Origin of the sequence: Pseudarthrobacter sp. NPDC058329 (assembly GCF_042879835.1) — a bacterium.
Classification (GTDB): domain Bacteria; phylum Actinomycetota; class Actinomycetes; order Actinomycetales; family Micrococcaceae; genus Arthrobacter.
Map to the genome: position 1 here is coordinate 516,090 of NZ_JBHVZR010000001.1, position 24,352 is coordinate 540,441.

General features: G+C 66.9%; 23 protein-coding genes and 1 pseudogene. 18 read left to right on the forward strand and 6 right to left on the reverse strand.

Features of this window, described 5'->3' with window-relative positions; genetic code table 11:
• The first annotated feature begins 105 nt into the window (after positions 1-105).
• From clpS to rdgB, 6 genes are all read left to right on the forward strand, one after another.
• On the forward strand, positions 106-489 hold the full coding sequence (gene clpS / locus ACFVYC_RS02435) for an ATP-dependent Clp protease adapter ClpS (protein ID WP_387546162.1): 384 nt from the start codon (positions 106-108) through the stop codon (positions 487-489).
• On the forward strand, positions 482-1,048 hold the full coding sequence (locus ACFVYC_RS02440) for a DUF2017 domain-containing protein (RefSeq protein WP_387546165.1): 567 nt from the start codon (positions 482-484) through the stop codon (positions 1,046-1,048). The genes clpS and ACFVYC_RS02440 overlap by 8 nt, the downstream gene beginning before the upstream one ends.
• Before the next feature lie 120 nt (positions 1,049-1,168).
• Positions 1,169-2,167: a glutamate racemase gene (gene murI / locus ACFVYC_RS02445; RefSeq protein ID WP_387547096.1), complete on the forward strand. Its 999-nt coding sequence runs from the start codon at positions 1,169-1,171 to the stop codon at positions 2,165-2,167.
• On the forward strand, positions 2,164-2,961 hold the full coding sequence (locus ACFVYC_RS02450; RefSeq protein ID WP_387546168.1) for an MBL fold metallo-hydrolase: 798 nt from the start codon (positions 2,164-2,166) through the stop codon (positions 2,959-2,961). Before murI ends, ACFVYC_RS02450 begins: the two co-directional genes overlap by 4 nt.
• Before the next feature lie 44 nt (positions 2,962-3,005).
• The gene (gene rph, locus ACFVYC_RS02455; protein WP_387546171.1) at positions 3,006-3,764 is read left to right on the forward strand and encodes a ribonuclease PH; all 759 of its coding nucleotides are present in this window, start codon (positions 3,006-3,008) and stop codon (positions 3,762-3,764) included.
• Positions 3,761-4,417: an RdgB/HAM1 family non-canonical purine NTP pyrophosphatase gene (rdgB, locus tag ACFVYC_RS02460; protein WP_387546174.1), complete on the forward strand. Its 657-nt coding sequence runs from the start codon at positions 3,761-3,763 to the stop codon at positions 4,415-4,417. The genes rph and rdgB overlap by 4 nt, the downstream gene beginning before the upstream one ends.
• A gap of 90 nt (positions 4,418-4,507) precedes the next feature.
• Here rdgB and ACFVYC_RS02465 read toward each other — a convergent pair whose 3' ends face one another.
• A complete protein-coding gene (locus ACFVYC_RS02465) occupies positions 4,508-5,296 on the reverse strand; it encodes a DedA family protein (RefSeq protein WP_387547099.1) in 789 nt (262 codons plus the stop codon).
• A 123-nt stretch (positions 5,297-5,419) separates the two neighbouring features.
• Here ACFVYC_RS02465 and ACFVYC_RS02470 point away from each other — a divergent pair, with 123 nt between their 5' ends.
• The 5 genes and pseudogenes from ACFVYC_RS02470 (at position 5,420) to ACFVYC_RS02490 (ending at position 8,473) form a co-directional block, all read left to right on the forward strand.
• Positions 5,420-5,821 carry a GntR family transcriptional regulator gene (locus ACFVYC_RS02470; RefSeq protein WP_387546176.1) on the forward strand — a complete coding sequence of 134 codons (402 nt, stop codon included), beginning with the start codon at positions 5,420-5,422 and terminating at the stop codon, positions 5,819-5,821.
• Positions 5,818-6,686, forward strand: a pseudogene (locus tag ACFVYC_RS02475) (ATP-binding cassette domain-containing protein). The gene ACFVYC_RS02470 and the pseudogene ACFVYC_RS02475 overlap by 4 nt, the downstream one beginning before the upstream one ends.
• Complete coding sequence (locus ACFVYC_RS02480; RefSeq protein WP_387546179.1) at positions 6,674-6,817, forward strand: hypothetical protein; 144 nt, start codon at positions 6,674-6,676, stop codon at positions 6,815-6,817. Before ACFVYC_RS02475 ends, ACFVYC_RS02480 begins: the two are co-directional and overlap by 13 nt.
• Positions 6,818-6,906: 89 nt before the next feature.
• Positions 6,907-7,920, forward strand: coding sequence for an exonuclease domain-containing protein (locus tag ACFVYC_RS02485; protein ID WP_387546182.1), 1,014 nt, complete (start codon positions 6,907-6,909; stop codon positions 7,918-7,920).
• 73 nt (positions 7,921-7,993) lie between these two features.
• Entirely contained in the window at positions 7,994-8,473 is a 480-nt protein-coding gene (locus ACFVYC_RS02490; protein WP_387546184.1) for a DUF4395 domain-containing protein, read from the forward strand.
• On the opposite strand, the gene ACFVYC_RS02495 is transcribed toward ACFVYC_RS02490, so the two are convergent.
• A complete protein-coding gene (locus tag ACFVYC_RS02495; RefSeq protein ID WP_387546185.1) occupies positions 8,454-9,557 on the reverse strand; it encodes an ADP-ribosylglycohydrolase family protein in 1,104 nt (367 codons plus the stop codon). The genes ACFVYC_RS02490 and ACFVYC_RS02495 overlap by 20 nt on opposite strands.
• 156 nt (positions 9,558-9,713) lie before the next feature.
• Here ACFVYC_RS02495 and ACFVYC_RS02500 point away from each other — a divergent pair, with 156 nt between their 5' ends.
• The 4 genes from ACFVYC_RS02500 to ACFVYC_RS02515 all read left to right on the forward strand — a co-directional run bounded on the left by ACFVYC_RS02500 (position 9,714) and on the right by ACFVYC_RS02515 (position 16,332).
• Positions 9,714-10,607, forward strand: a complete 894-nt coding sequence (locus ACFVYC_RS02500; RefSeq protein ID WP_387546188.1) for an aquaporin — start codon at positions 9,714-9,716, stop codon at positions 10,605-10,607.
• A 56-nt stretch (positions 10,608-10,663) separates the two neighbouring features.
• Complete coding sequence (locus ACFVYC_RS02505) at positions 10,664-11,842, forward strand: exonuclease SbcCD subunit D (protein WP_387546190.1); 1,179 nt, start codon at positions 10,664-10,666, stop codon at positions 11,840-11,842.
• Positions 11,839-14,913 carry an AAA family ATPase gene (locus tag ACFVYC_RS02510; protein ID WP_387546192.1) on the forward strand — a complete coding sequence of 1,025 codons (3,075 nt, stop codon included), beginning with the start codon at positions 11,839-11,841 and terminating at the stop codon, positions 14,911-14,913. Before ACFVYC_RS02505 ends, ACFVYC_RS02510 begins: the two co-directional genes overlap by 4 nt.
• A gap of 90 nt (positions 14,914-15,003) precedes the next feature.
• The gene (locus tag ACFVYC_RS02515) at positions 15,004-16,332 is read left to right on the forward strand and encodes an MFS transporter (RefSeq protein WP_387546195.1); all 1,329 of its coding nucleotides are present in this window, start codon (positions 15,004-15,006) and stop codon (positions 16,330-16,332) included.
• A 25-nt stretch (positions 16,333-16,357) separates the two neighbouring features.
• Here the strand turns inward: ACFVYC_RS02515 and ACFVYC_RS02520 are convergent, their stop codons facing one another.
• A complete protein-coding gene (locus ACFVYC_RS02520; protein ID WP_387546197.1) occupies positions 16,358-17,092 on the reverse strand; it encodes an IclR family transcriptional regulator in 735 nt (244 codons plus the stop codon).
• Positions 17,093-17,375: 283 nt separating this feature from the next.
• On the opposite strand from ACFVYC_RS02520, the gene ACFVYC_RS02525 reads away from it, so the two are divergent.
• A complete protein-coding gene (locus ACFVYC_RS02525) occupies positions 17,376-18,707 on the forward strand; it encodes an MFS transporter (RefSeq protein ID WP_387546200.1) in 1,332 nt (443 codons plus the stop codon).
• A 350-nt stretch (positions 18,708-19,057) separates the two neighbouring features.
• Here ACFVYC_RS02525 and ACFVYC_RS02530 read toward each other — a convergent pair whose 3' ends face one another.
• The 3 genes from ACFVYC_RS02530 to ACFVYC_RS02540 form a co-directional block, all read right to left on the reverse strand.
• Positions 19,058-19,705 (reverse strand): phosphoribosyltransferase, encoded by a 648-nt coding sequence (locus tag ACFVYC_RS02530; protein WP_387547102.1) that lies wholly within the window; start codon positions 19,703-19,705, stop codon positions 19,058-19,060.
• A 92-nt stretch (positions 19,706-19,797) separates the two neighbouring features.
• Positions 19,798-20,625 (reverse strand): alpha/beta fold hydrolase, encoded by an 828-nt coding sequence (locus ACFVYC_RS02535; RefSeq protein WP_387546202.1) that lies wholly within the window; start codon positions 20,623-20,625, stop codon positions 19,798-19,800.
• A 66-nt stretch (positions 20,626-20,691) separates the two neighbouring features.
• Positions 20,692-22,071 carry an amino acid permease gene (locus ACFVYC_RS02540; protein ID WP_387546205.1) on the reverse strand — a complete coding sequence of 460 codons (1,380 nt, stop codon included), beginning with the start codon at positions 22,069-22,071 and terminating at the stop codon, positions 20,692-20,694.
• Positions 22,072-22,252: 181 nt separating this feature from the next.
• Here ACFVYC_RS02540 and ACFVYC_RS02545 point away from each other — a divergent pair, with 181 nt between their 5' ends.
• Positions 22,253-23,020, forward strand: a complete 768-nt coding sequence (locus tag ACFVYC_RS02545; RefSeq protein WP_387546207.1) for an NUDIX domain-containing protein — start codon at positions 22,253-22,255, stop codon at positions 23,018-23,020.
• A complete protein-coding gene (gene nadA, locus ACFVYC_RS02550; protein ID WP_387546209.1) occupies positions 23,017-24,324 on the forward strand; it encodes a quinolinate synthase NadA in 1,308 nt (435 codons plus the stop codon). The genes ACFVYC_RS02545 and nadA overlap by 4 nt, the downstream gene beginning before the upstream one ends.
• Positions 24,325-24,352 lie beyond the last annotated feature (28 nt).

A 24,352-nucleotide genomic window follows, 5' to 3' on the forward strand; every position in this document is an offset into this window, starting at 1 on the left:
CGGGGCCCTCCCCACCGGCTCCCACGTCTCGCTTCGCTTCGCCGCGGGGCCCTCGCCGGCGTGGGCCCATCCGGCGTGGGCCCATCCTCCCCATAGAATGGAAATATGACCTTAAGCGTTGCGCTCGGCCCTGATACGCAAGAGGGCACCCGGACCGGCACAGCGGAGTCAACAGACTTCCTTGCCGCACCGGACATCCCCTGGAACCTGGTGATCTGGAATGACCCCGTTAATCTGATGAGCTACGTCAGTTACGTGTTCCAGAGCTACTTCGGCTACCCCGAAACCAAAGCGAACAAGCTCATGATGGAGGTCCACAAAAAGGGCCGCTCCATCGTCGCTTCCGGCAGCAAGGAACAGGTGGAGCGCCACGCTGTCGCGATGCACGGCTTCGGGCTCTGGGCCACGGTGGAGAAGGCCAGTGGTGGATCAGGCGGCAAGGCAGGCAAGTCCGGCGGGCCGGGCCAGGGTAAGGGGAAACGTGGCTAAGGCATTCAAGTACGGACTTAAAGGCATCACCGGTTTCCTGGAGCCGGCCGAACGGGAACTGCTGCGCAGCCTCATCGACGACGTTGTTTCCATGCTCCAGCCGGAGGACCGGAAGGGACAGGATCCGCTTGCTGCCCTGATCGGCCTAGACATGGACGTGGCCGTACCCACGGACCGCGCTGTGAAGCGGCTCCTGCCGAATGTCATGCAGAATGACGACGCCGGGTCCCTTGAGTTTCGCCAGCTGACCGAGCGGTCGCTGCGGGAGACAAAGATCGGCGCCCTTCGGGCGGCGGCCCTCGACCTGGACAGGGACGAGATTGTCCTGACCGCTGACGGTGCGCGGCACTGGTCCATGGCCCTGAACGACGTCCGGCTTGTGCTGGCCGAACGGCTGGACATCCAGGACGAGGAGGACGCCGAGCACGTCCACCTGATGCAGGACTGGTCCCAGGCCGAGGACGTTGAAAGCTACCTGGCCCTGGTCTACAACTTCGCCACCTGGCTGCAGGAGTCGCTGGTCCAGGCCATGCTGCAGTCCCTGGACACCCGCCGTTGACTGGCCGGGCGTACCCGTCCCGGCCCTGTGACAAATTAGACATGAGTCACAGGACACAAGATGCTGCCTGACGCTGCGGGGAAGACCTATCCTCGAATAATCATGACAACAGCCTCGAGCATGGACCCGCCCCTTGAAGCCGCAGCGGTGTCCGAAGCCGGCGACCTCCCGGCCGCCCCCGTGGAATCACGGCCCATCGGTGTCTTCGACTCCGGCGTAGGCGGCCTGACGGTGGCACGCTCCATCATTGACCAGCTTCCCAACGAGTCCATCCTCTACGTGGGGGACACGGCACACGGGCCCTACGGCCCCCTGCCCATCGCGGAAGTCCGGGCCAATGCCCTGGGCGTGATGGACGAACTGGTGGACTCCGGCGTCAAACTGCTCACCATAGCCTGCAACTCGGCGTCGGCCGCGGTGCTCCGTGACGCCCGGGAGCGGTACACGGCCAAGTACGGCATTCCGGTCATCGAGGTCATCCAGCCGGCCGTCCGCCGCGCCGTTGCCGCAACACGCAGCGGCAAGGTGGGCGTGATCGGCACCTCCGCCACCGTGGGCTCCAGGGCTTACGAGGATACCTTCGCCGCCGCCCCGGACCTGGACATCACCTCGGTGGCCTGCCCGGAGTTCGTGAGCTATGTCGAAGCCGGCATCACCACCGGCCCGGCCCTGCTGGCCGTCGCCGAGGAATACCTCGCCCCGCTCAAGGCCGCCGGCGTGGACACCGTCGTCCTGGGGTGCACCCACTACCCGCTGCTCACCGGCGTTATTTCCTACGTGATGGGAGCGGACGTGACCCTGGTGTCCAGTGCCGAGGAAACGGCGAAGGACGTTTACCGCGCCCTGGCCACCCATAACCTGCAGCGCACCGGGGACACTTCGCCGGAACACCACTTTGTGGCAACCGGCGACGCCCACCAGTTCGAGGCGCTGGCCCGCAGGTTCCTTGGACCCGAAGTGCTCTCGGTCCGCCATGTTGACCACGTGGCCGCCCAGTACCCCACCGGCAGCCTGGCCCGCATTACCCCCGAGATGATCGCCGCGGCCCAGGGCGCCCGGAGCCGCCCGAGGATCTCCAACTTCGTGGGCGGTTCAGTGATGGGGGGTTCCGGCCAGTGAAGCTCACCATCGTAGGTTGTACGGGGTCCTTCCCGGGCCCGGGTTCTCCGGCATCGTGCTACCTCTTGACGGCGAACGACGGCGAGCGGACCTGGAAGGTGGTGATGGACCTGGGCAGCGGCGCACTGGGTGCCATCCAGCGGTACACCGACCTTGAGGACATCGACGCAATCTTCCTGACGCACCTCCACCCGGACCACTGCATGGACCTCTGCGGCCTCCACGTTGCCGTACGGTGGAAGCCGGGCGGCTGGGGCCGCGGCCGGATTCCGGTATGGGGACCGGCAGCCACCGCAGACCGGATGGCCACCGCCTACGGCCTGGAACTGGACCCGGGCATGCACGAGGAGTTCGACTTCACCAACTGGGCAGAACGCGAAGCCGTCACGGTGGGGCCGTTCACCGTGACACCCTTTGCGGTGAACCATCCCATCGAGGAGTGCTACGCCCTGCGCGTGGAAGTGGTGGAGCCGGACAAGGACGGCAACAGCGTCTCCCGGACCCTGACCTACTCCGGTGACACAGACTCCTGCACCGGGCTGGAGGAGGCGGCCAAGGACTCCGACCTGTTCCTCTGCGAGGCGGCCTTCGAGGAAGGCCGGGACGATGGCATCAAGGATGTCCACCTGACCGGCAAGCGCGCAGGGGAAGCCGCAGCCGCTGCCGGGGCGCGGCGGCTCCTGCTGACCCACATTCCCGTGTGGACGTCGCCCACCACGGTCATGGCGGAGGCCAGGCCGGTGTTTGGCGGCGACGTCGCGGTGGCTGTGGCCGGGGTGCACTACACCATTTGAGCAGCGTCCGTCCGGCGGCAGCCGGCAGTGGATAAGCTAAAGGCATGACTTCTGAAACAACTGCAGTGCCCATTGTGCGTGCCGACGGCCGCGCCCCGGACCAGCTCCGGCCCATCAGCATCACCCGCGGATGGTCCAACCAGGCCGAAGGATCGGCCCTGATCGAGTTCGGCAATACCCGGGTCCTGTGCACCGCGTCCCTCACGGCGGGAGTTCCGCGCTGGCTCAAGGGGGAGGGCCGCGGCTGGGTCACGGCCGAGTATGCCATGCTCCCGCGGGCCACGAACACCCGCTCCGACCGTGAATCCGTCAAGGGCAAGATCGGTGGCCGCACGCACGAGATCTCACGGCTCATCGGCCGGTCCCTGCGCTCCATTATCGACACCAAGGCCCTGGGCGAGAACACCATTGTGCTGGACTGCGATGTCCTCCAGGCGGACGGCGGAACCCGCACCGCAGCCATCACCGGCGCCTACGTTGCGCTCGCGGACGCCATCAGGTTCGCCCGCGACAACAAGCTGATCGCCAGGAACGCCCAGCCCCTCGTCGACACCATCGCGGCGGTGTCCGTGGGCATCATCGACGGCGTTCCCATGCTGGACCTGCCCTACGTTGAGGACGTCCGGGCGGAGACCGACATGAACGTGGTGGTCACGGGTTCCGGCAAGTTCGTGGAAGTGCAGGGTACCGCCGAGGGTGCTCCGTTCGACCGCACCGAACTTGACCAACTCCTTGACCTGGCCCTGCTGGGCACCACCCAGCTCGCGGCCATCCAGCGGGAAACCCTGGCGGACACCCTGTGAGTGAGGCGCCTTCCGCGCCGCGCCTGGTGCTTGCCACCCATAACAAGGGCAAGCTCCGGGAGTTGCGCGAACTGCTGCGCGGGCAGGTTCCCGGGCTCGACGTCGACACGCAGGTGGTCGACGCTGCGGCGGCAGGTGCCCCCGACGTCGTCGAAACCGGCATTACGTTCGCTGAAAATTCGCTGCTGAAGGCGCGCGCTGTCGCTGAAGCGACGGGCCTGGTGGCCATCGCCGATGACTCCGGCCTCGCCGTGGACGTGATGGGCGGGGCGCCGGGAATCTTCTCGGCGCGGTGGTCCGGCCGGCACGGCGACGACGAAGCGAACCTGCGGCTGCTGCTCAACCAGCTTGCCGACGTGCCGGACGCGCACCGGGGCGCGGCCTTCGTATGCGCGGCCGCCCTGGCGGTACCGGGTACAAGTGCCCGCCCCGGGCATGAGGTGGTGGAATACGGTCAGCTGGAGGGAGTACTCCTGCGCGAACCGCGCGGGGCCGGGGGGTTCGGCTATGATCCCGTGCTGCAGCCGGTGGGGGAGAAGCGCAGTTGCGCGGAGCTGTCGGCCGATGAGAAGAACGCGATCAGCCACCGCGGCAAGGCCTTCCGCGCGCTGCTGCCGGCCGTTGTTGAGGCGCTGCAGACCGCTGGTGCCTAAGTAGTTAAACATCTGTGCTCCCCGCCGAAACGGGGAGCACAGCTTTTTGATGTTTGGAAGGCCTGCAGGCCCGCGCCGTGGCCGTCTTGCTTAGCGGGTGCCCTGGATGTCGCGGGGCGTTTTGTGCTCGTCCTCGGGGGCGTGTTCCTCGATGAACTCATCCACCGGGTCCGTGCCGTAGGCCTTCGCCTGGCGCTTTGCGGACAGGCCACGGAGGACCTCGACGCCGATAGGCAGGACCGAGACCAGGACGATGGCGATAAAGATGATGTCCAGGTTGTCACGGACCCAGGGAATGCGGTCGCCCAGCAAGTAGCCCAGCAGCGTCACGCCGCCGCCCCAGAGGACTGCGCCAATGACATTGAAGAGGAAGAACTTCTTTTTGTTCATCTGGGCGACGCCAACGATGACGGGGACGAAGGTCCTGATGATCGGAACGAAGCGCGCCAGGATCAGCGCCTTGCCGCCGTGCTTTTCAAAGAAGGCGTGGGCGTTCTCGACGTTTTCACGCTTGAAGAGGCGTGAATTGGGCTTGTTGAAGATGGCCGGGCCGGCTTTGGAGCCGATCAGGTAGCCGGTCTGGTTGCCGATGATGGCCGCCACAATGATCAGCAGCGCAAAAAACCACACGTTGAACTTGATGGTGTCAGTGGCCACCAGCAGGCCTGCGGTGAAAAGCATGGAGTCGCCCGGCAGGAAGAAGCCCACCAGAAGCCCGGTTTCCGCGAAGACGATGCCGCAAACAAGCAGGACCACCCAGGGTGCCAGGGCAGGGTCGGCCAGGAAGACCTGGGGGTTCAGCCAGTCGGGGAGGAAGGATGCCAGCTGTGGCTGCACCGGTCCCGCACCACCCAGCATGGACACAGCGAAGTCGTTCATCACAGGAAAGTTCACCCCTCAAGGGTACTTGACGCACCTCCTCCGCCCGGTTGTATGGTTAGTCACATAAGTAACTAACCAGCGAGGCCGGTGCCTCGGCCAGGCAGACCCAAGGCGGAGCGAGTGATAGACGACAGCAGGCCGATCTTCCTGCAGATCGCCGAACTGATCGAGAACGACATCGTGGACGGAAACCTGCCCGAGGAATCCCAGGTCCCTTCGACGAACGAGTTCGCCGCGTTCCACCGGATCAACCCGGCCACGGCCGCGAAGGGCGTCAACCTCCTGGTTGATGGGGGAATCCTCTACAAAAGACGGGGGATTGGCATGTTTGTTGCCACGGGCGCCCGTGCTGCCCTGGTAGCGAGACGGACCGAACAATTCTTTGAGCAGTACGTGCGCCCGCTGGCAGCGGAGGCGCACAAGCTTCGAATCCCGGCGGACGAGCTCAGCAGCATGGTCACCCGGGGCGCACAACGCGCCGCGGCGGCGGAAGGCAAACAGGAAAGGAGCGCGGCGTTGTGAACGCAGCGGTGGTGGAGGCGAGGGGCCTGACAAAGCGGTACCGGGATGTCCTCGCACTGGACGATGTAAGCGTCAGTCTGTCGTCGGGCAGAATCTATGGCCTGCTGGGGCGGAACGGTCAGGAAAGACCACACTGATGTCCATCCTGACCGCGCAGGCTTTTCCCAGCTCGGGGAAGGCGCTCGTTTTCGGGGAGCAGCCCTATGAGAACGACCGGGTCCTGTCCCGGATCTGCTTCATCCGCGAGTCCCAGAAGTACCCCGATGACTTCACGCCCCGTCATGCTTTCAAGGCAGCGGCGCTGCTGTTTGGACAGTGGGACCAGGCCTTCGCCGGGCGGCTGATCGATGACTTCGGACTCCCCGTCAAGCGGCGGATCAAGAAGCTCTCCCGCGGGCAGTTGTCGGCTGTAGGCGTCATCATCGGCCTGGCATCCCGGAAGACCTGACGTTCTTCGATGAACCCTATCTGGGGCTGGATGCCGTGGCCCGCCAGCTGTTTTACGACCGGCTCCTGGCCGACTTTACCGAGCACCCCCGCACGATTGTGCTGTCCTCACACCTCATCGATGAAGGTGCTGCACCGGGAGGCACTGGGCGCGCTGGTGTCAGTCACAGTGGATGAACCGCTCAGTGCGGCGCAGCGGGCGGACGCGGCCAGGCTGGGACTGGACATTGCTCCGGTCCCCCTCCAGCAACTCGTCATCAGGAAGACCCTTGGCAACGACCCTGCACGGTTGGCGGCCGGTTCATCATCGGATTCTGGTTCGCCACGGTCTACAAGCGCTGGGGCACCACCGGGCTGCTTGCCGCACTCATTGGAGCGGCTGTACTCCTGGTCGCTTGTGTTGCCTTGGCAACGCTGAATTTGTGGCGGGGGAGCATCGGGGCGTGGTTCGGCCGGCAGACCCCGCTCACCATGGCCGCCTGGGCGGCGTTGCTGTCTGCCGCGCTGGCGGGCGCGTCCTACCTCACGCTCCGGCGGGCAACACCCTGAAGCCCTGCGGCCGGCGTCGTACGGGTGATATCCATGACAGGCCGCACGGGTGACGCGGGAAGGACAGTCTCCAGAGGTAAGGTTGGCCCGTGGGTTTGGACTTTACGGCGATCGACTTCGAGACTGCGAACGGATTTCGGGGTTCGCCCTGTGCCGTAGGACTGACGAAGGTCCGGGGCGGACGGATCGTTGAGGAAGCCTCGTGGCTGATGCGCCCGCCCGCCAGTTACGACCACTTTGATTACCACAACGTCCGCATCCACGGCATTACCGCCCGGGACGTGGCGGGAATGCCGCGCTTTGGGGAGCTCTTCCCCGAGATCGGCGCCTTTATCGGCGATGACATCCTCGCCGCCCACAACGCCGCCTTCGACCTCGGGGTCATCCGCTCAGGCCTGGAGGTCTCCGGCCTGGCGGGCCCGGGCTACGACTACGTCTGCACAGTGATGCTGTCCCGGCGGTGCTACTCCCTGGTGTCCAACTCCCTGCCGTTCGCCGCAGAGGAAGCCGGGGTGCCCCTGGTTAACCACCACGACGCCGCGGAAGATGCGCGGGCGTGCGCCGGCATCCTCATCGACATTGCCGGCCGCAACGGAGCCAACAGCATCGCCGAGCTCTACCTTTCCCTGGGGCTCGTTATGCCGCGCCAGGAAGCCTTCGACCCGGCCCGAGACGGATTGTCCAAGCCCAGCCTGGCCGCGATCCCGGGTGCCGCCGGCAGCGGAGCGGCGCTGGTGCGGCCGTTCCAGCCGGGCTGGCCGGAAGAGGGGGCGAACCCGGACCCCAACCCCGACGCCCACCCCGGCCACCCGCTCTACGGACAGACGGTCGTTTTCACCGGACAGCTGTCCATGGGCCGGCCGGAAGCGAAGGTGCGCTCGGCGGAGCTTGGTGCCCGGCCTGAAAGCCGCGTCACCGGACGCACCACCGTCCTGGTGGTGGGGGACGGCTTTGTGGCTTCGGACCTCCGCTCGGGCAGGCTCACGGGCAAGGCCCGCCGCGTCCTGGAGCTCCACGACCGCGGCCAGGCCATCGAGGTCCTCTCCGAGGGGGAGTTCCTGCAGATGGTGGGCAGCTTCGCCGCCGAAGCGGTCAGCGCCTGAGGGCGTCACGCAGTCACGTTCACGGGGCGCAACAAAGCTTCCACCCGGCGTCGGCCGCCCCTAGCCTTGGCTCATGCGCTCCCTGTTTGCCTTCCCCAACCCCGTTAACGAGTATGCCGCACGCGTGACGGCAGGCCTTGTTGTACTGCTGGCACTGGCCACCGCGGCCGCCGGGTCAGGATGGGGACTGCTGGCCATCGCCGTCGGATTCTGGCTCCGGCTGCTGTTTGGGCCCCGGGTATCTCCGCTCGCGCTCCTCTCTGTCAAGGTCATCGCGCCCCGGCTGGGCCGGGTCAAGCTGGTTCCCGGGCCACCCAAGCGCTTCGCCCAGGGCATGGGAGCGGTGGTTTCCACCGCAGCGCTCGTCCTGTTTACGGCCGGCGCTGCGCCCGCGGCCTGGACGGTGCTGGCCATCCTTACCGTGGCGGCGTCACTTGAGGCCTTCGCCGGCTTTTGCCTTGGCTGCGTGATTTTCGGGTTCCTGCAGCGGCGCGGCCTGATTCCGGAGGAGGTCTGCGAAGCCTGCAACAACATCAGCCTTCGCCGGTTGTGACCTTCACCAGCTGGTTTGCCATGCCGCGGATGACCTCCGGCGCCTCCAGGGCCGCCAGCCAATCGCCGGGCAGGCACGCCTCGCCGTAGAAGGCGCCCAGGATGTTGCCGGCCAGCGAGCCCGTCGAATCGCTGTCGCCGCTGTGGTTGACGGCAAGGGCCACGGCATCGCGGAAGTGCTGCACCGGGTCCGCCGCGGTGGCGCCGGACGCCTTCCCGCCATCGTCCGGAAGGGTGGCAAGAACGGCATACAGCGCGACGGCGAGTGCCTCCTCAGCCACCCAGCCCTCGCCGAGCGCCAGGACCAGTTCCTCCGGCGTCACGATTCCCTTGCCGGCCAGCCGGAGTGCGCCCTCCAGCCGGTCAGGCAGTTCGGGGGCCACGCCATCGAAGCCGGCGGCGTGGGCAACTGCCGACGCCGCCGCTTCCCGCAGCCCGTCACCGGCCACCAGGCGGTGGATGAGGAGGCTGAACGTGCCGGCGCTCTGGCGCGCTGACGGGTGGCCGTGCGTCAGGGAGGCGGCGTCAGAACTCAACTTGTAGACGGCGTCGGGCGATATGTGCGGGATCAGCCCGAACGGAGCTGAACGCATCACAGTCCCGGAACCCTTGGACTCTCGGTTGACGGGGCGGATCGAGGTACCCATTTCGCCCGTTGCCAGGCCGGAGATGCAGGCCTTGCCGGGGTGCCGCCGCTGATGCAGCACCGCCTGTCCGTCTATCCAGCGGGGCTGGGGCACGGGGGCCGACACCGGGGCTGCTTCCCCCTGCGTTGCGAGCCACCGCAGGTACGCGAGCCACAAGCAGGCGTTGGCGTCGGCACCAACCCCTGAGTTCGCCCATTCCAGCGCCTCCACCAGGCCGTCAACGGTGTAAAGCGTCATTTGTGTGTCGTCGGAGAAATGGCTGGTTCCTGCGAGGGCATCAAAGCCCCTCAGGCCTGATGCGCCGAAGCGGCTGCGGATCAGGTCAATCGAGTCGAACTCCACTGCGTAGCCCAGGGAATCGCCCAGCGCACCGCCCAGCAGGCAGCCGTGGATGCGGGACTTATGGGACGGCGTGGACGTGTCCGGCTCGATGCTCATGCAGTAAATTTACCGTGGTGCACCGCGGCTGCCTGACATGTGCCGGCGCCGGCACACACCCGCCGTCCCGCCGTCCAGCGAACGCACAGCCTGCACTGGAATAATTCCGGGGTTGCCCAAAAGCAATCCCCGCCCACCTACCTGAAGGTCGCCCCCATGAGCACGCCTGTCCCGGCCCGTCACGACGCACTGCAGCAGTCCGGCTCTGAAACAGCCCGGCCAGGGCTTCTGCCACGGGTGACCGCGGAGGCATTCGGCAGCTTCTTCCTCACCCTGGCCGGACTCGGCGTGCCGCTGTTCAGCATTCCGCAGTCCAGCCCGTTGCCTGCCGCCCTTGCCGCAGGCCTTGCGGTGACAGCCGCCATGCTCGCCTTTGGGCACGTTTCCGGCGGTCATTTCAACCCTGCCATCACAGCCGGCCATCTCCTCGCCGGCAGGATCCGTGCCGGTGCAGCCGCGGCATATGCCGGCGCGCAACTGGCCGGTGGACTGCTGGCAGCACTGGCCCTTTACGGCGTGCTGCGCACGCTGCCCGGCATTGCGGACAGCCGGACCGCCTTCGACACCGTGACGGCCGGCTTTGGTGAACACTCCATCATCCAGGCGCCGCTGGCGGCAGTGCTCCTTCTGGAAATGATCGGGGCCGCAATCATCGTCGCCGTCTTCCTCGGTACAGCGGGCAGGGACAACAATGGCCGGTCCGCCGCGCCGGTGGCGGTGGGCCTGTCCTTTGCCGTTCTCCTGCAGCTGGGCCTCTCCGTTGGTAACCTGCCGTTCAATCCCGCCCGTGCCGTTGCCTCTGCAGTGTTCAGCTCTGGCTGGGCTGCAGGACAGGCTTGGGTGTTTGTGGTTGCTCCACTGGTGGGCGCTGCGGTGGCCGGGCTGGTGTTCCGGAGCTTCGGCGGTGCTTCCACCGCCGGCGCACCCGTGCAATCTGAGGTGCCTGCTGTAGGCGGGGCGGACAACGCGGCCGGGCTTGAGTCAGGTGGGCCTGAGGCCGATGGCGAGGCCAGCGAAGCCCGGGAGTTCTTCGAGGGCGGGCGGCGCTGACAGTGGCAACTGCGGCGGTTGCCGGAAGTGTCAGTGGCAGCCGATAGCTTAGAAACATGAGGCTACTTCACACATCGGACTGGCATTTGGGCCGGTCCTTCCACGGCGTCGGCATGCTTGATGCGCAGCGGGCCTTTGTCGACCAGCTGGTGGACGCCGTCGCCCGGCACGCCGTGGACGTTGTGCTTATCGCCGGGGACGTCTACGACCGCGCCCTCCCGGGTGTGGACGTGGTCCACCTGCTGGACGACGCCCTGGTGCGGCTGACGTCGGCGGGTGCCCAGGTGGTGCTCACCAGCGGCAACCACGACTCCGCCATCCGGCTGGGGTTCGCCTCGCGCCTGCTGGAGCGCGGCGGAGTGCACCTCCGGACCAGGCTGGAAAACCTGGACCAGCCCCTTCTGCTGCCCGTTGGCGGTGCATCCTCGGAGGACGGAGCGGTAGTGGCCATCTACGGCATACCCTGGCTCGAACCGCGGCTTGTGGCCGAACAGCTGGGCGCCCAGACTGCCAGCCACTTCGAGGTCACCCGCGCCGCAACGGAACTGATCCGCAGGGACATCAAACGCCGGTCAGCGTCGGCAACAGTCCACTCGGTGGTCCTCGCCCATACCTTTGCCAGTGGGGGAATCAGCTCGGACAGTGAACGTGACCTCAGCATCGGCGGGGTGGGCGCCGTCCCGCTCGATCTCTTCGACGGCTTCAGCTACACCGCCCTGGGCCACCTGCACGGGCGGCAGTCCCTTTCCCCCGGGGTCCGGTACTCCGGGTCCCCGCTTGCCTACTCCTTTTCCGAAGCCTCCCACAACAAAGGCGCGTGGCTGGTAGACGTCTGTGCGGACGGCGTGGCCGGTGTCGAGGAGATCCTGTGGGATGCCCCGCGTACCCTGGCGGTGCTGCGCGGCCCCCTGGCCGAACTGCTCGACTCGCCCGAACATACCTGGGCTGAAACCGCCTATTGCCAGGTGACCCTGACGGATGCCCAGCGTCCAGCCCGGGCCATGGAACGCCTCCGTTCACGCTTCCCCGACACCCTGGTGCTCGGGTTTGATCCAGAGGGCGGACCTGCCAACGCCGCCTCCACCTACAGCAGCAGGCTCGCCGAAGCACCTGATGACCTTGCGGTCTGCTGCGGTTTCCTGGAACACGTACGCGGCCGCATCCCGGACGATGCAGAGAATGCCGCGCTCGCCGGCGCGTTGGAGAACGTACGTCTCCAGGAGGCCTCCAGATGAGGATCCACCATCTCCGCATCTCCGCATTTGGGCCCTTTGCCGGCACTGAGGACATCGATTTCGACAGGCTCAGCGCGCACGGCCTGTTCCTGCTCAACGGCCCCACCGGGGCGGGAAAAACGAGCGTGCTGGACGCCATCTGCTTCGCCTTGTACGGCTCGGTTCCCGGGGCGCGCCAGGAAGGCAAACGCCTGCGCAGCGATCACGCCGAACCAGGCCACGAACCCGCAGTCAGCTGTGAGTTCTCCGCCCAGGGCCGCCGCTTTGAGGTCACGCGGTCGCCTGCCTGGGAGAAGCCCAGCGCCAGGGGCAGGAACGGGTTCACCACCCAGCAGGCCAAGACGCTCCTGCGGGAACGCGTGGACGGGGCGTGGGTTGAGAAGTCGGCCCGCAATGACGAGGCGGGGGCGGAAATACTCGCACTGCTGGGAATGGACCGTGAGCAATTCACCCGCGTGGTGATGCTGCCGCAGGGCGATTTTGCCGCCTTCCTGCGGTCGAAGGCCACCGAGCGGCTCGAATTGCTGCAGAAACTTTTTGGCACGCAGCGGTTTGAAGCAGTTGAACAGGAACTGTCCCGCCAGGCGCAGGCGGCGAAAGAGGAAGTGTCCGTCCTTTCCGGCCAGCTCGACCTCCTGGCGGCCCGGGCGGAGTCGGAAGCGGCAACCCTGCAGCTCCCGGAAGCCGAGGGCCCGGCGCTGGACAATACTCCTGCACGGCTCGACTGGTTGAAGGATGCTGCCGCCGGACGCCTGCGCGAATTGGCGGACCAGGCGAAAACCGCAGAATCGGCGAGCCGGGAGTGTACCCGCCGCGTAGAGGGGGAAACCGCACGCCGGGACCGGCACCGCAGGCTGGAGGAGGCGGCAACGCGGCAGGCCGCCGTGCAGGAAGCCCTGCCCCACCTGGAAGGCGTGACCGTCCGGCTTCGCCGGCACCGCCAGGCGGAGGTGCTGGCCGGACAGCTGCGCAGTGTCGATGCAGGGGCGGTCAAGGTCCGGCGTGCCACAGCCGCGACGGAATCAGCTTTCACTTTGCTTCGCCTCGCCGCCGATGAAGACCCCGAGCTGGCCCAGCTGGACCTCGGATTCCCGGCAGACGCCGCTCTTGACCCGGCCGGCCCCACGGCCGTTCCAGGCGCAGCGGAGGAGTTGAACCGGCTCCGGTCCCTGGTTGCAGTGGTCGAAGCGAGGCTGCCTGACGAAGACCGTTTCAAGGCGCTCCGGTCCAGGCACAAGCAGCTCAAAGCCAAACAGGAGGACCTCACTGCAGCCGGTGCTGCACTTGCCACTCGTGTGGAGAGCTTCCGCACCGAACGGTCACGCCTCACCGACCGGCTTGGGCCGTTGGAAGCGCGTGCCGGGGCGGCGGCCCTCCGTGCGAAGGAAGCAACGGCGGCGGAGGAACTGCTGGACGTGGTCCGCAGGTACGCTGCGGCAGTGGTGGCCCGTGACGCCGTCATGCTGAAATACGAAGCTGCGCGGGAGAACCAGCTGGAGACCAAAAGGCATTGGCTCGACGTGAGGGAGCAGCGGCTGGCGAACGCCGCCGCCGAGCTCGCGGCGAAGCTGGTTGCGGGGGAACAGTGCCCGGTGTGCGGAAGCCCTGACCACCCGCTGCCGGCGGCGGCGGACGCGGGTGGCCCCCGTCTTGCCCGGGACGAGGAAGCAGCCCACCACTTGTATGAAGCCGCAGAGGCCGCGTTTTCAGCGGCCGGCCACAAGCTGGTGGAGGCAAACCAGGAGGTGGCTGTCCTTGCCGGCCAAGGCGGCGAAACTTCCAAGGAGGAGGCCCTCAGCGCGGCCGAGGAAGCCGGCCGGGCTGCCGCCGACGCCGGGCAGGCGGTTGGCGAGCTCGCGGCCGCCCGGTCGCGGTCTGAAGCACTCGACGCGGAGACAGCAGCTGCACAGGCTTCTCATGCCGGCACCCAGGCGGAGCTGGTCCAGGTGGCTTCCTCCTTGGAGGACGTGGCTGAGCAGTCGTCGTCGCTCGATCAGGCACTGGCCGGGCTGAGGGCCGGCCACCGCAGCCTCGCCCACCGGTTGCGGGCCTTGGAGGGCGCTGCCGGGATGCTGGGTAAAGCTGTTGATGCCCAGGCTGAGCTCGGCGCTGCCAGAGTCCAGGCCGCCGAGGCCGTGGAACAGCTGGAGCAGGCGTTGCCGGCGGCCGGGTTCGCCACCGCCGACGAGGCCAGGGAGCACCTGCTGGCCAGCAGTGAAGCCGCTGCCTTGGAGGCGGGGATGCGGTCGGCGCAGGACGAGGCGGCAAGAGTGGCTGAGCTGTTCGCATCGGAAGACATTATGCTCGCACTTGAGGAGGCGGCTGCCGGACCCGCACCGGATGAGCAGCAGCTCGCGGTCCTGCAGGCTGAAGCTGCAGCCGCCCGGAAGGAAGCGCGCGATGCGGACCTGGCGGCAGGCATGGCCAGGCGCTGCCTCGAGTCGCTGGATTCAATCCGTGCCGGTTATGAGGAGCTGGCCGGGTCCGCACGGGGGCCCGCAGAGCGTGCCCGCATGCTTTCCGGCCTGGCGGACGCGGCGGCCGGCCGGGGAGACAACACGTACCGGATGAGCCTGAACAGCTACGTGCTGGCAGCGCGGCTGGAGCAGGTGGCCCTGGCCGCATCCGAACGCCTGGTGGCCATGAGCGACGGCCGGTACCTTCTGCAGCACACGGACGCGAAGGCCGCGCGCGGTGCAAAGTCCGGGCTGGGCCTGGAAGTAGTGGATCAATGGACCGGGTACCGCCGGGACACCTCCACCTTGTCCGGTGGCGAATCCTTTATGGCCTCACTCTCCCTGGCCCTCGGGCTGGCAGACGTTGTCCAGCAGGAGTCCGGCGGGGTCGAAATCGAAACACTTTTTGTGGATGAGGGGTTCGGCAGCCTCGACGAGCAATCCCTGGAACAGGTGATGGATGCCCTGGAAGGCCTGCGGGACGGCGGCAGGGTAGTGGGACTCGTCAGCCATGTGGGGGAGATGAAGCAACGGATCGGAACACAGCTGCAGGTACTGAAGACCAGGAACGGATCCACGTTGCGGATAGCCGAAGCCCTGGACGTGGCGGTCTGAGGGGGCCGGACACGGCGGATATACTTGGACAGTTACCGGGTTCGGCGCATCGGGAGGAGGGACGATGCGCATTACTGAACGAGCCCGGAATTGAAATCCTTTACCTCCCTTTCACCCGGCGAGCCCCCGGCTTCGACGAAGCCTGCGGCACCGGAACCTGCCACACAAACATCAACACAGCCTGCTTCGGGCGGGCGCTTCGCCAGGCTTCCCCATCTCGCCGGCCGCAGCTTCATCCCCCTGGGTCTCTTTGCCCGGCTTCCCCTGGCCATGCTCACGGTGGGCACCCTGACACTGGTCACCTCCAACAGCGGCTCCTATGCGCTGGGCGGGACGGCGGCAGGTGCGGTGGGCATTGGCTCCGCCCTCGGCGCTCCGGTCCTGGGCGCCCTGGCAGACAAACGCGGCCAACGCCCGGTCCTTCTGCTGGCCGCCGCCCTTAACACCGTGGCCGTGGTGGCCTTGATCCTCACAGCCTCTGCCATGGGAGCGTCCGGTAGTTTTCCTGCCGCCGTGCTGTCCGCCGCATTCCTTTCGGGCGCCAGTTGCCCGCAGGTGGGCCCGCTGGCCCGCGTCCGGTGGATGGCGCTGACCTCGCGGGGCAATGCGCCGGATAACAGGCGGGACCTGGACACGGCGCTTTCGTACGAGAGTACTGCCGACGAAGTGACTTTTGTGCTGGGACCGGCGCTGGTGGGAATCCTTGCCAGCCTTCTGGCACCCTGGCTTCCGCTTGCGCTGGCGGCAGCCATGACCATCACACTGGTGCCCGCATTTGCTGCCCACCGCACCCACCGCGTGGTGCCGGCGGCACGCCACGCAGTTCCGGCCGCAGAACGCCGCCCTCGGGTCAGAATGCCTGCCGCTGTAGCCCTGCCGGTGGTTGCCATGGTGTGCATGGGTACGTTTTTCGGCTCAACCCAGGCGGCGCTGAGCTCGTTTTCTGCCAGCTACGCGACGTCCGAGATCGCCGGTCTGCTGTATGCCGTGATGGGGCTCAGCTCCGCCGCCGCGGCCCTCTCGGTTGCCTACTGGCCGCAGCGTTTCGGCCTTTCGTGGCGCTGGGTGGTGTCCGCTGCGCTGATGGCAGGACTCGCCGTGCTCCTGCTGGTGCCGTCGTCAGTGGGTGCGATGGTTGCAGTGCTGCTGATCCTGGGTGTCCCTGTGGGCCCGGTGATGGTGACCGTCTTCGCCGTCGGCGGGGTGCTGGCTCCCGAGGGGCGGCTGGGCACGGTAATGACCGCCCTGGCCAGCGGCATCGTGGCAGGCACCGCGATTGGCTCATCCCTTGGCGGCCGGCTGGCGCAGGACCACGGCTACGCGGCGGCCTTCCTCGTTCCCGCCTGCGCGGCAGCCGCGCTGGCCCTCCTCGGAGGCGCGGCCGCCGTCGTACTTCAACGCAGGAGCGCCCGCCGCTGAGAAGGCCCGGATTGACGACGCCGGATCAGGCCAGCTGCCGTTCGATCCGTGCGGCGCTCTCGGCGAGTGCCGCGCCCACCACTGAGGGATCGTGGGCTGAGCGGATGTAGACGACGGCGAGTGCTGCCGGGCGGCCGCCCGGGACACGGACGGGCGCGGCCAGGGAGGAGACTCCGGCGATGACCTCGTCATGACTGGCGGAGTAACCGGCGCGCCGGGCTTCGGCGGCCTCGGCCCGGTAGGGAACACCCGTCTCCAGCCGGTCCCATTCAGCTTCCGTGAGCGCAGACTGAATGGCGATGCCAGGGGCACCGGCATTGATGGGGTGCCGGGTGCCGGGATGCTGGGCCACCGTCGCACCCGAGTGCCGCGGTTCAACGGTGACCAGGGTGATGCAGTCGTGGTGGTCCCACAATGCCACAAAGGCCGTCATGTCCAGGGTGTTGGCCAAATGCGTCAATTCCGGAAGCGCAGCACTCTGGAGGTTCCGCGAAACGCTCCGGGCCAGCACGGCGAGGCCCGGACCGGGCTGGACCCGTCCGCCGTCGTCACGGACCAGGAGCGAGTGGTCCTCGAGGGTGCGCAGGATGCGGTAAGCCACGGAGCGGTGTACACCCATGGCGTCGGCGAGTTCGGCGATGGTGAGCGGCCCGGGCGCGGCCGCGAGGATCTCGAGGGCGCGGATGCCGCGGGAAAGCGTCTGGGAGGGCGAAGCCGGCGCCGGCGCTGCTCCGGCCGGGGCTGCGGCGGTGGGGGTCATGCAGTCCATCCTAGGTTGCTCGGAGGGTGATGCCGTGGCTCGTGCGCGGAGTCCAGTAGTGGCCGGGCGTCCGCAATAAGAAACGGCAGTTCCAATATAGAACTCACGGTCACTGGGGTCCACTGGCCGGTGAATGAGGGCAGCCAACCGCGTGGGCCCGGAAATTCGCAGAAGCGTGTCCTGTCTCACACTTTCGTAGTACCCTTCTTACTAACTGACCGTTCTGTCGGTAATCCTGAAGGCGTCCCGGCAGCCCAGCTGCCAATAAAACAACGGAGTTTCAATGACCACACCTTCCAAGGTGGATACGCTCGCCGGTCCCAGCACCCGGCGCGAGGAACGCAAAGTCCTTGCCGGCACCCTGGTCGGCACCACCATCGAATGGTACGACTTCTTCATCTTCGCCCAGCTGACCGCAACGCTGCTGTCACCCCTCTTCCTGGCGCCGTTGAACGCGTCAAACCCCGGCCTGGCGCAAATCCTCTCCTTTGCGCTGATCGGCATCAGCTTCCTGTTCCGTCCCCTTGGCGCAGTGGTGGCCGGACACCTCGGCGACCGCCTTGGACGCAAGGCGATGCTGGTCTTCACCCTGGTGATGATGGGCGCGGCCACCGCACTGATCGGCATGCTCCCCACCTACGCGCAGATCGGTGCCTGGGCGCCCATCCTCCTGATCACCCTGCGCATCATCCAGGGCTTCTCGGCAGGAGGTGAGTGGGGCGGCGCAGCGCTGATGGCCGTGGAACACGCGCCCTTGAACAAGCGCGGCCTTTTCGGTGCCTACCCCCAGATCGGTGTTCCGATCGGCATGATCCTGGCCACCGGCCTCCTCTTCTTCCTGAACAGCAGCATGTCCAGGGAGGACTTTGCAGCCTGGGGCTGGCGGGTCCCGTTCCTGCTCTCCATCGTCCTGATCGTGGTGGGCTACCTGATCCGCCGCGCTGTGGCTGAAAGCCCGGTCTTCCAGGAAATGGCCGCGCGGAAGCAGGAAAGCAAGGCACCGCTGGGCGTGCTGGTCCGCAACCACAAGTTGCCCGTCCTGTACTCCACCCTGATCTTCATCGGCAATAACGCGGCCGGGTACCTGCTGATCGCCTTCTTTATCGCCTATGCCACCAGGACACTGCAGATGCCCACACCCCAGGTCCTCCTGGCCACCACGCTGGCATCGTTCGGCTGGCTGATCTTCACCCTGGCCGGCGGCTGGCTCTCGGACCGTATCGGCCGGGTCAAGACGTTCCTCATCGGTTATGCCATCATCTTTGCCTGGATGATTCCCATGTTCGCCCTGATCGACACCAGGAACATCTGGCTGTACGGGGTGGCTCTGTTTGTCCTCACCATCGGCCTCGGCCTGTCCTACGGGCCCATGTCCGCCATGTACGCCGAGATGTTCCCGGCCAACGTCAGGTACTCCGGCATCTCCATCGGGTACGCGTTCGGGGCCATCCTGGGCGGCGCCTTCGCCGCAACCATCGCCGAAACCCTGCTGCAGACCACCAAGTGGGCCGGATCCATCGGCATCTACATCATGGTTCTCTGCGTCATCTCGGCCATCGGCGTGCTGCTGGCCAAGGAGACCAAGGGCCGTCCGTTGGGCGTCAGCCACCACTGACCCCACCGTCTCCCTGGCCTCGCTCCGCTTCGGCAAGGGAACCCTGATGGCGTGGGCCCACCCACCGTCTCCCTGGCCTGGCTCCGCTTCGGCAAGGGAACCCTGACGGCGTGGGCCCACCCACCGTCTCCCTGGCCTCGCTCCGCTTCGGCAAGGGAACCCTGACGGCGTGGGCCCACCCACCGTCTCCCTGGCCTGGCTCCGCTTCGGCAAGGGAACCCTGATGGCGTGGGCCCACCCACCGTCTCCCTGGCGGCGTCGGCCCACCAACCGTTCCCTGTAAGGCTGCGGGCCCGGACCACATAGGTCCGGGCCCGCCGTCGTACCAGCCGTAAGGCCAGGGAACGCTGTTACTGCTTCAGGAAGCTGATGGCGTCATCGTCCGTGAGCTGTTCGAAGTGTTGGTAGAAGCTGCCCACGGCCCGGAACTTGCCCGGCAGATGCAGGCACAACACCGCGTCGCAGACCCGCTCCACGGAGGCCTCCGCTTCGAGGGAACCGACAGGGGCGGCAGCTACTACAGTTTTCGCTCCGCCCTCGCGGACAGCCTCGACGGCGGCGCGCATGGTGGCGCCGGTGGCCAGGCCGTCGTCGATCAGCAGGACTGTCTTGCCGGTCAGGTCGTAGTCTATGCCCGGATACAGCTGAACGCGGCGGAGCAGTTCGGCGCGTTCGCGGTGCTCCACGTCGTCCAGCAGCTCCTGGCGCACGCCGTGCTCCAGTACCCGGTCCAGCAGTGGCTTGTTCAGCAGGCGGACGGTCCGGCCCCTGGCCCATGCCAGGGCTCCGTATGCAGTTTCCGGGTGTCCCGGAATGCCGAGCTTGCGCACCAGGACAGCTCCCAGCGGGAGGTAGAGGGCCTTTGCGGCGGAAGCCGCTACCGGGATGCCACCCCGGGCAAGCCCAAGGACCACGGTGCCGGGCTGCTCACGGAACTGTGCGAGTACGGCGGCCAGCCTTTCGCCGGCCTCCGTGCGGTCTTCGAAGCGCGTCAGCATCTTTCCCTCCCGGCTCATACCAGCCCTTGCTTCAGCCTACCGCCGGGGAAAGGGCAGCAGGGAGGCAGCGGGCGGCGGCGGCCGGAGATTTTTCAGACTGCGAGGAAAGTGATGGCTGCCTGCTTGAAGGCCCGGCTGGTGATGGCGTTAGTGTGGTTCCGGCCCGGCAGCATGACCTGTTCAACCATCGCGCCGGCGTTGCTGGCGAGCCCGGCCAGTCGCGGCAGGCTGGCTGCGCGTTCATCCTTGTCGCCGGCCACCAGGAGCACCGGCACGTGGGGCACTGCCTCTGCGGGGTCATAGGGCTCGGCCTTGATGGCTTCCACCAGGGAGAGGAGCGCAAAGATGTTGTTGCTGGGCAGCAGCAGGGCCATTTTCAGCAGCCGGGCGGTGGACTCGTCGGCGATCGGGGTCCCGTCCGCGAGGTAATCCTGCGCGGCAACGAGGTCGAAGGCAGCGAGCGGATCCGCGACGTTCGGCCCGCCCAGCACCAGCCGGTGCACGATCTCCGGCTGCGTGGCTCCGAACTCCCAGGCGAGCCGGGAGCCGAGCGAGTAGCCCACTACGTCCAGCCCGCTGGAAGGGTCACCGTCCTGCAAAGGCCGCACGCCGGCGTCGAACGCTACCTGGAGCAGGTCCGCGCGGATCCTGCTGGGGGAGTAGGAATCCCGGTCCTCCGGCGCCCCGCTGCGGCCGTGTCCTGGCAGGTCCACCGTGATGACGCGGCGGCCGGCGTCGAGAAGCGCAGCCACCCAGCCGGTGTCCTCCCAGTTGAGCTTGCTGGAGGACGAGAAGCCGTGCAGCAGCAGGACGGGCCGGAGCCCGGCATCCACGGCGGGATCATGCACACCCACGTACAACTGGGGGTCTGTTCCCTCGACTGTGTGCGAATGCTGCTCGCCGGTGTGCCTGCCGCTCATGGTTTCAGTCCTCATCAACTACGGCGCCCGGGCGGACCCGGCGCTTCGGAACCTCGTACTCCGGGACTACTCTACCTGCCGGGGCCCGGCGGTGAGCCTCGCGCCCACAGCGCAGGCCACGGCGATGCCGGCGATCAGGCCGATGGTGCTGAAGAGCTGGATGCGGCTGCTCTCGGCGCTGAAGCCCACCGCGAAGATCAGGCCCAGCAGGACGAGCCCCACTACGGTCAGGGCGGGGAAGCCCTGCATGCGAAGGGGAAGCGGCGTGCCCTCCCGGTCCGCCCGGCGCCGCAGGATCAGCTGGGAGACCAGTGCGCTGCCCCACACCACCAGACAGGTGGATCCCACCAGCTGGAAGAGGGCGGGAAGGATCCGGTCCGGGAAGAGCAGTTCCAGGACCGTGGCGACGAAACCGAACGCCACTGATACCCCGACGGCCAGCATGGGCACACTGGCGCCGCTCAGCCGCGTGAGGAACCGCGGGGCTTCGGCGCGCTCGGCGAGGGAATAGACCATGCGTGACGCTCCGTAGAGATTGGCGTTCAGCGCGGAAAGGAGCGCGACGACGGCCACCAGGGTGATTGCCGTCGCGGCACCGGGGATCCGGGCCGCGTCCAGAACGCCGGCGAACGGCGAGGCCAGGCTCTCCGCGGTGGCCGGCAGGACAGCGGCGATCACAAAAACGGACCCGATGTAGAACACCAGGATGCGCCACACGACAGTCCTGATGGCCTTGCCCACGCTGTGTTCCGGATCTTCCGTCTCCGCCGCCGCCACGGATACGATCTCGGTGCCGCCGAAGGCGAAAATCACCACAAAGAGGGCGGAGGCGATGCCGCCCAGTCCGGCGGGGGCAAAGTCTGCCGTCAGGTTGGCCAGGCCGGGGGACGCCACATCGGGCAGCAGGCCCAGCAGCAGTGCGGCGCCCACCACCAGGAACAGGACGATCGCTGCAACCTTGAGAATGGCGAACCAGAACTCGAATTCACCGAAGTTCCGGACGCCCGTGAGGTTGATGGCGGTGAAGACGACCATAAAGACCAGTGCCAGTGCCCAGACCGGAATTACCGGCCAGACCGTAAAGAGAAGCCCGGCAGCTCCCAGTGCCTCGGCGGCAATCACCACCACCAGCTGCAGCCACCACAGCCAGCCGATGGTGGCGCCGGCTGTTTTTCCAAGGGCCCGCTCGGCATAAACGGAGAAGGCGCCGCTGTTCGGGTTCGCGGCAGCCATTTCGCCCAGCGCCCACATCACCAGGATGATCAGCGTGCCTGCCACCAGGTAGGAAATGAGCACGGCGGGACCGGCCGCCTGCACGCCTGCCCCCGAACCCAGGAACAGCCCTGCGCCAATGGCGCTGCCCAGGCCCATCATGGTGAGCTGGCGGGGTTTCATGCTGTGGCCCAGGTGGCCTTGCGGGTGTACTTCGGTGGACTTCATCGTCATTTTGCTGCTGGACCTTCTTGGGGTGTGGATGGCTGCTCCTTGTGGGACTTATCGAATTTACCGTCTCCTGTCCCATGCCGCGTAGTCGACGCCGGTTGCCCTTCCAGGCGCCGGAGAACCCCAGCCCGCTGAAACATTGGCAAATACGTGGCAGCTCCCCGTAGAATTAGTTTTGGTCAGGATGACTATAACTAAGCGGGCATCTGCGGGTGTCCTCGAATCCGAAAGGCGGTGGAACGTGTACTCAAGCTCAGCCAATGTCTCTGAGCGCCAGGCGGCTCCGCCGCCCCTGGCCATTTCCACTGTCATTTTCGCGCTGCGCCCCAGTGAAAGTTCGGGCCGGCCCACCCTGTGGCTGCCGTTGGTGCGGCGGATCCGGGAGCCGTACAAAGGGCTGTGGGCGCTGCCGGGCGGTCCGCTGAGCCACTCCGAATCCCTGCAGGACGCGGCATCACGGAACCTGATCGAGACCACAGGCCTCGCTCCCAGCTACCTTGAACAGCTGTATGCGTTCGGCGGGCTGCACCGTTCGCCCACCCAGCGGGTGGTGTCAATCGTTTACTGGGCCCTGGTCCAACCCACCGAAGCCGCGCTGGCGGACGAGTCCGAGAACGTCCGGTGGTTCCGGGCGGACCGGCTGGGGGAACTCGCCTTCGACCACAACGCCATCGTGGACTACGCACTCTGGCGTCTGCGCAACAAGCTGGCTTACGGCTCCGTGGCGTACCACCTGTTGGGCGAATACTTCACCTTGGCCCAGGTCCGGGAAGTCTACGAGGCCGTGCTGGACCGGCAACTCGACCCCGCCAACTTCCGCCGGCAGCTCAAATCCACCCCCGACATAGAGGAGACCGGAGAGTACCTCCAGGGCGGCAAGCACCGCCCGCCCCGCCTCTACCGCTTTACCGGCCGGCCCGGCCTTGACCCAGATAACAGGAGCACACCATGAGCAGCGTCAACACAGCAATCCAGCTGATCACGCGTGAACAGGCCGAAGAAGGCGCAACCGCAAAGGGCAGCACGTGCAGCCCGGCGCTGGCCAAGGGGCCGTGGGACTACGACCTCGCAGAGGCACTTGCCGGCATCCCCGCCTACGGTCCGGGTGCCTCCAGCGCGGACGTGGCACCTCCGGCAACCCCGCGCCAAGGACAGTTGCCGGACGAGTACAAGCGCGCCAGTGACGCCGAACTGGGCCGGAGGATCCTGGCAGCAAAGGCTGCACTGGGGGACAAGGCAGTCATCCTGGGGCACTTCTACCAGCGTGACGAAGTTATCCAGTATGCAGACTTCGTGGGTGACTCCTTCCAGCTGGCCAACGCGGCGCTGACCCGGCCGGACGCCGAGGCCATCGTCTTCTGCGGCGTCCACTTCATGGCCGAAACCGCTGACATCCTTTCCGCGCCGGAACAGGCAGTGATCCTCCCCAACCTGGCCGCGGGCTGCTCCATGGCGGACATGGCTGATGAAGACTCCGTTGCCGAGTGCTGGGAGCAGCTCGAGGAAATCTACGGCACCGAGCCCGACGCCGAGGGCCGGGTTCCGGTCATGCCGGTCACCTACATGAACTCCTCCGCAGCCCTGAAAGCTTTCTGCGGTGAACGCGGCGGTATCGTCTGCACCTCCTCAAACGCCAGGACTGTCCTCGAATGGGCTTTCCAGCGGGCCCAGCGCGTGCTGTTCTTCCCGGACCAGCACCTGGGCCGCAACACCGCGAAGGCGATGGGCGTGCCCCTGGAGCAGATGCCCATGTGGAACCCGCGCAAGGACCTGGGCGGCAACGACGAACAGGGCCTGATCGATTCCAAGGTCATCCTGTGGCACGGGTTCTGTTCCGTGCACAAACGGTTCAACGTGGCGCAGATCGACAAGGCAAGGGCGGACTTTCCCGGAGTCCAGGTGATCGTCCATCCTGAGTGCCCCATGGAAGTGGTAGACGCAGCCGATTCCGCCGGCTCCACCGACTTCATTCAGAAGGCAATCGCCGCGGCCACGGAGCCCGCCACCTTCGCGATCGGCACCGAAATCAATATGGTGAACCGGCTCGCCGCCGAGTACCCGCAGCACACGATTTTCTGCCTGGACCCCGTTATCTGCCCCTGCTCCACCATGTACCGGATCCACCCCGGCTACCTTGCCTGGGTCCTCGAAGAACTTGTAGCCGGGCGCATCGTCAACCGGATCACGGTCGCGGATTCAGTACAGGACCACGCCCGGACAGCCCTCGAGCGCATGCTCGCGGCCAGGCCGTCATGACAATGCCCTCCGCCCAGCCCGCCCGGGA

What these genes read in the sequence shown, in the direction of transcription:
- murI (WP_387547096.1), top strand. Translation starts at nt 1,169, where the DNA reads ATGGACCCGCCCCTTGAAGCCGCAGCGGTGTCCGAAGCCGGCGACCTC.
- ACFVYC_RS02520 (WP_387546197.1), bottom strand. Translation starts at nt 17,092, where the DNA reads ATGACCCCCACCGCCGCAGCCCCGGCCGGAGCAGCGCCGGCGCCGGCT.
- ACFVYC_RS02490 (WP_387546184.1), top strand. Translation starts at nt 7,994, where the DNA reads ATGCGCTCCCTGTTTGCCTTCCCCAACCCCGTTAACGAGTATGCCGCA.
- ACFVYC_RS02535 (WP_387546202.1), bottom strand. Translation starts at nt 20,625, where the DNA reads ATGAGCGGCAGGCACACCGGCGAGCAGCATTCGCACACAGTCGAGGGA.
- nadA (WP_387546209.1), top strand. Translation starts at nt 23,017, where the DNA reads ATGAGCAGCGTCAACACAGCAATCCAGCTGATCACGCGTGAACAGGCC.
- ACFVYC_RS02540 (WP_387546205.1), bottom strand. Translation starts at nt 22,071, where the DNA reads ATGACGATGAAGTCCACCGAAGTACACCCGCAAGGCCACCTGGGCCAC.
- rph (WP_387546171.1), top strand. Translation starts at nt 3,006, where the DNA reads ATGACTTCTGAAACAACTGCAGTGCCCATTGTGCGTGCCGACGGCCGC.
- ACFVYC_RS02510 (WP_387546192.1), top strand. Translation starts at nt 11,839, where the DNA reads ATGAGGATCCACCATCTCCGCATCTCCGCATTTGGGCCCTTTGCCGGC.
- clpS (WP_387546162.1), top strand. Translation starts at nt 106, where the DNA reads ATGACCTTAAGCGTTGCGCTCGGCCCTGATACGCAAGAGGGCACCCGG.
- ACFVYC_RS02465 (WP_387547099.1), bottom strand. Translation starts at nt 5,296, where the DNA reads ATGAACGACTTCGCTGTGTCCATGCTGGGTGGTGCGGGACCGGTGCAG.
- ACFVYC_RS02545 (WP_387546207.1), top strand. Translation starts at nt 22,253, where the DNA reads ATGACTATAACTAAGCGGGCATCTGCGGGTGTCCTCGAATCCGAAAGG.
- ACFVYC_RS02530 (WP_387547102.1), bottom strand. Translation starts at nt 19,705, where the DNA reads ATGCTGACGCGCTTCGAAGACCGCACGGAGGCCGGCGAAAGGCTGGCC.
- ACFVYC_RS02505 (WP_387546190.1), top strand. Translation starts at nt 10,664, where the DNA reads ATGAGGCTACTTCACACATCGGACTGGCATTTGGGCCGGTCCTTCCAC.
- ACFVYC_RS02495 (WP_387546185.1), bottom strand. Translation starts at nt 9,557, where the DNA reads ATGAGCATCGAGCCGGACACGTCCACGCCGTCCCATAAGTCCCGCATC.
- ACFVYC_RS02500 (WP_387546188.1), top strand. Translation starts at nt 9,714, where the DNA reads ATGAGCACGCCTGTCCCGGCCCGTCACGACGCACTGCAGCAGTCCGGC.
- ACFVYC_RS02525 (WP_387546200.1), top strand. Translation starts at nt 17,376, where the DNA reads ATGACCACACCTTCCAAGGTGGATACGCTCGCCGGTCCCAGCACCCGG.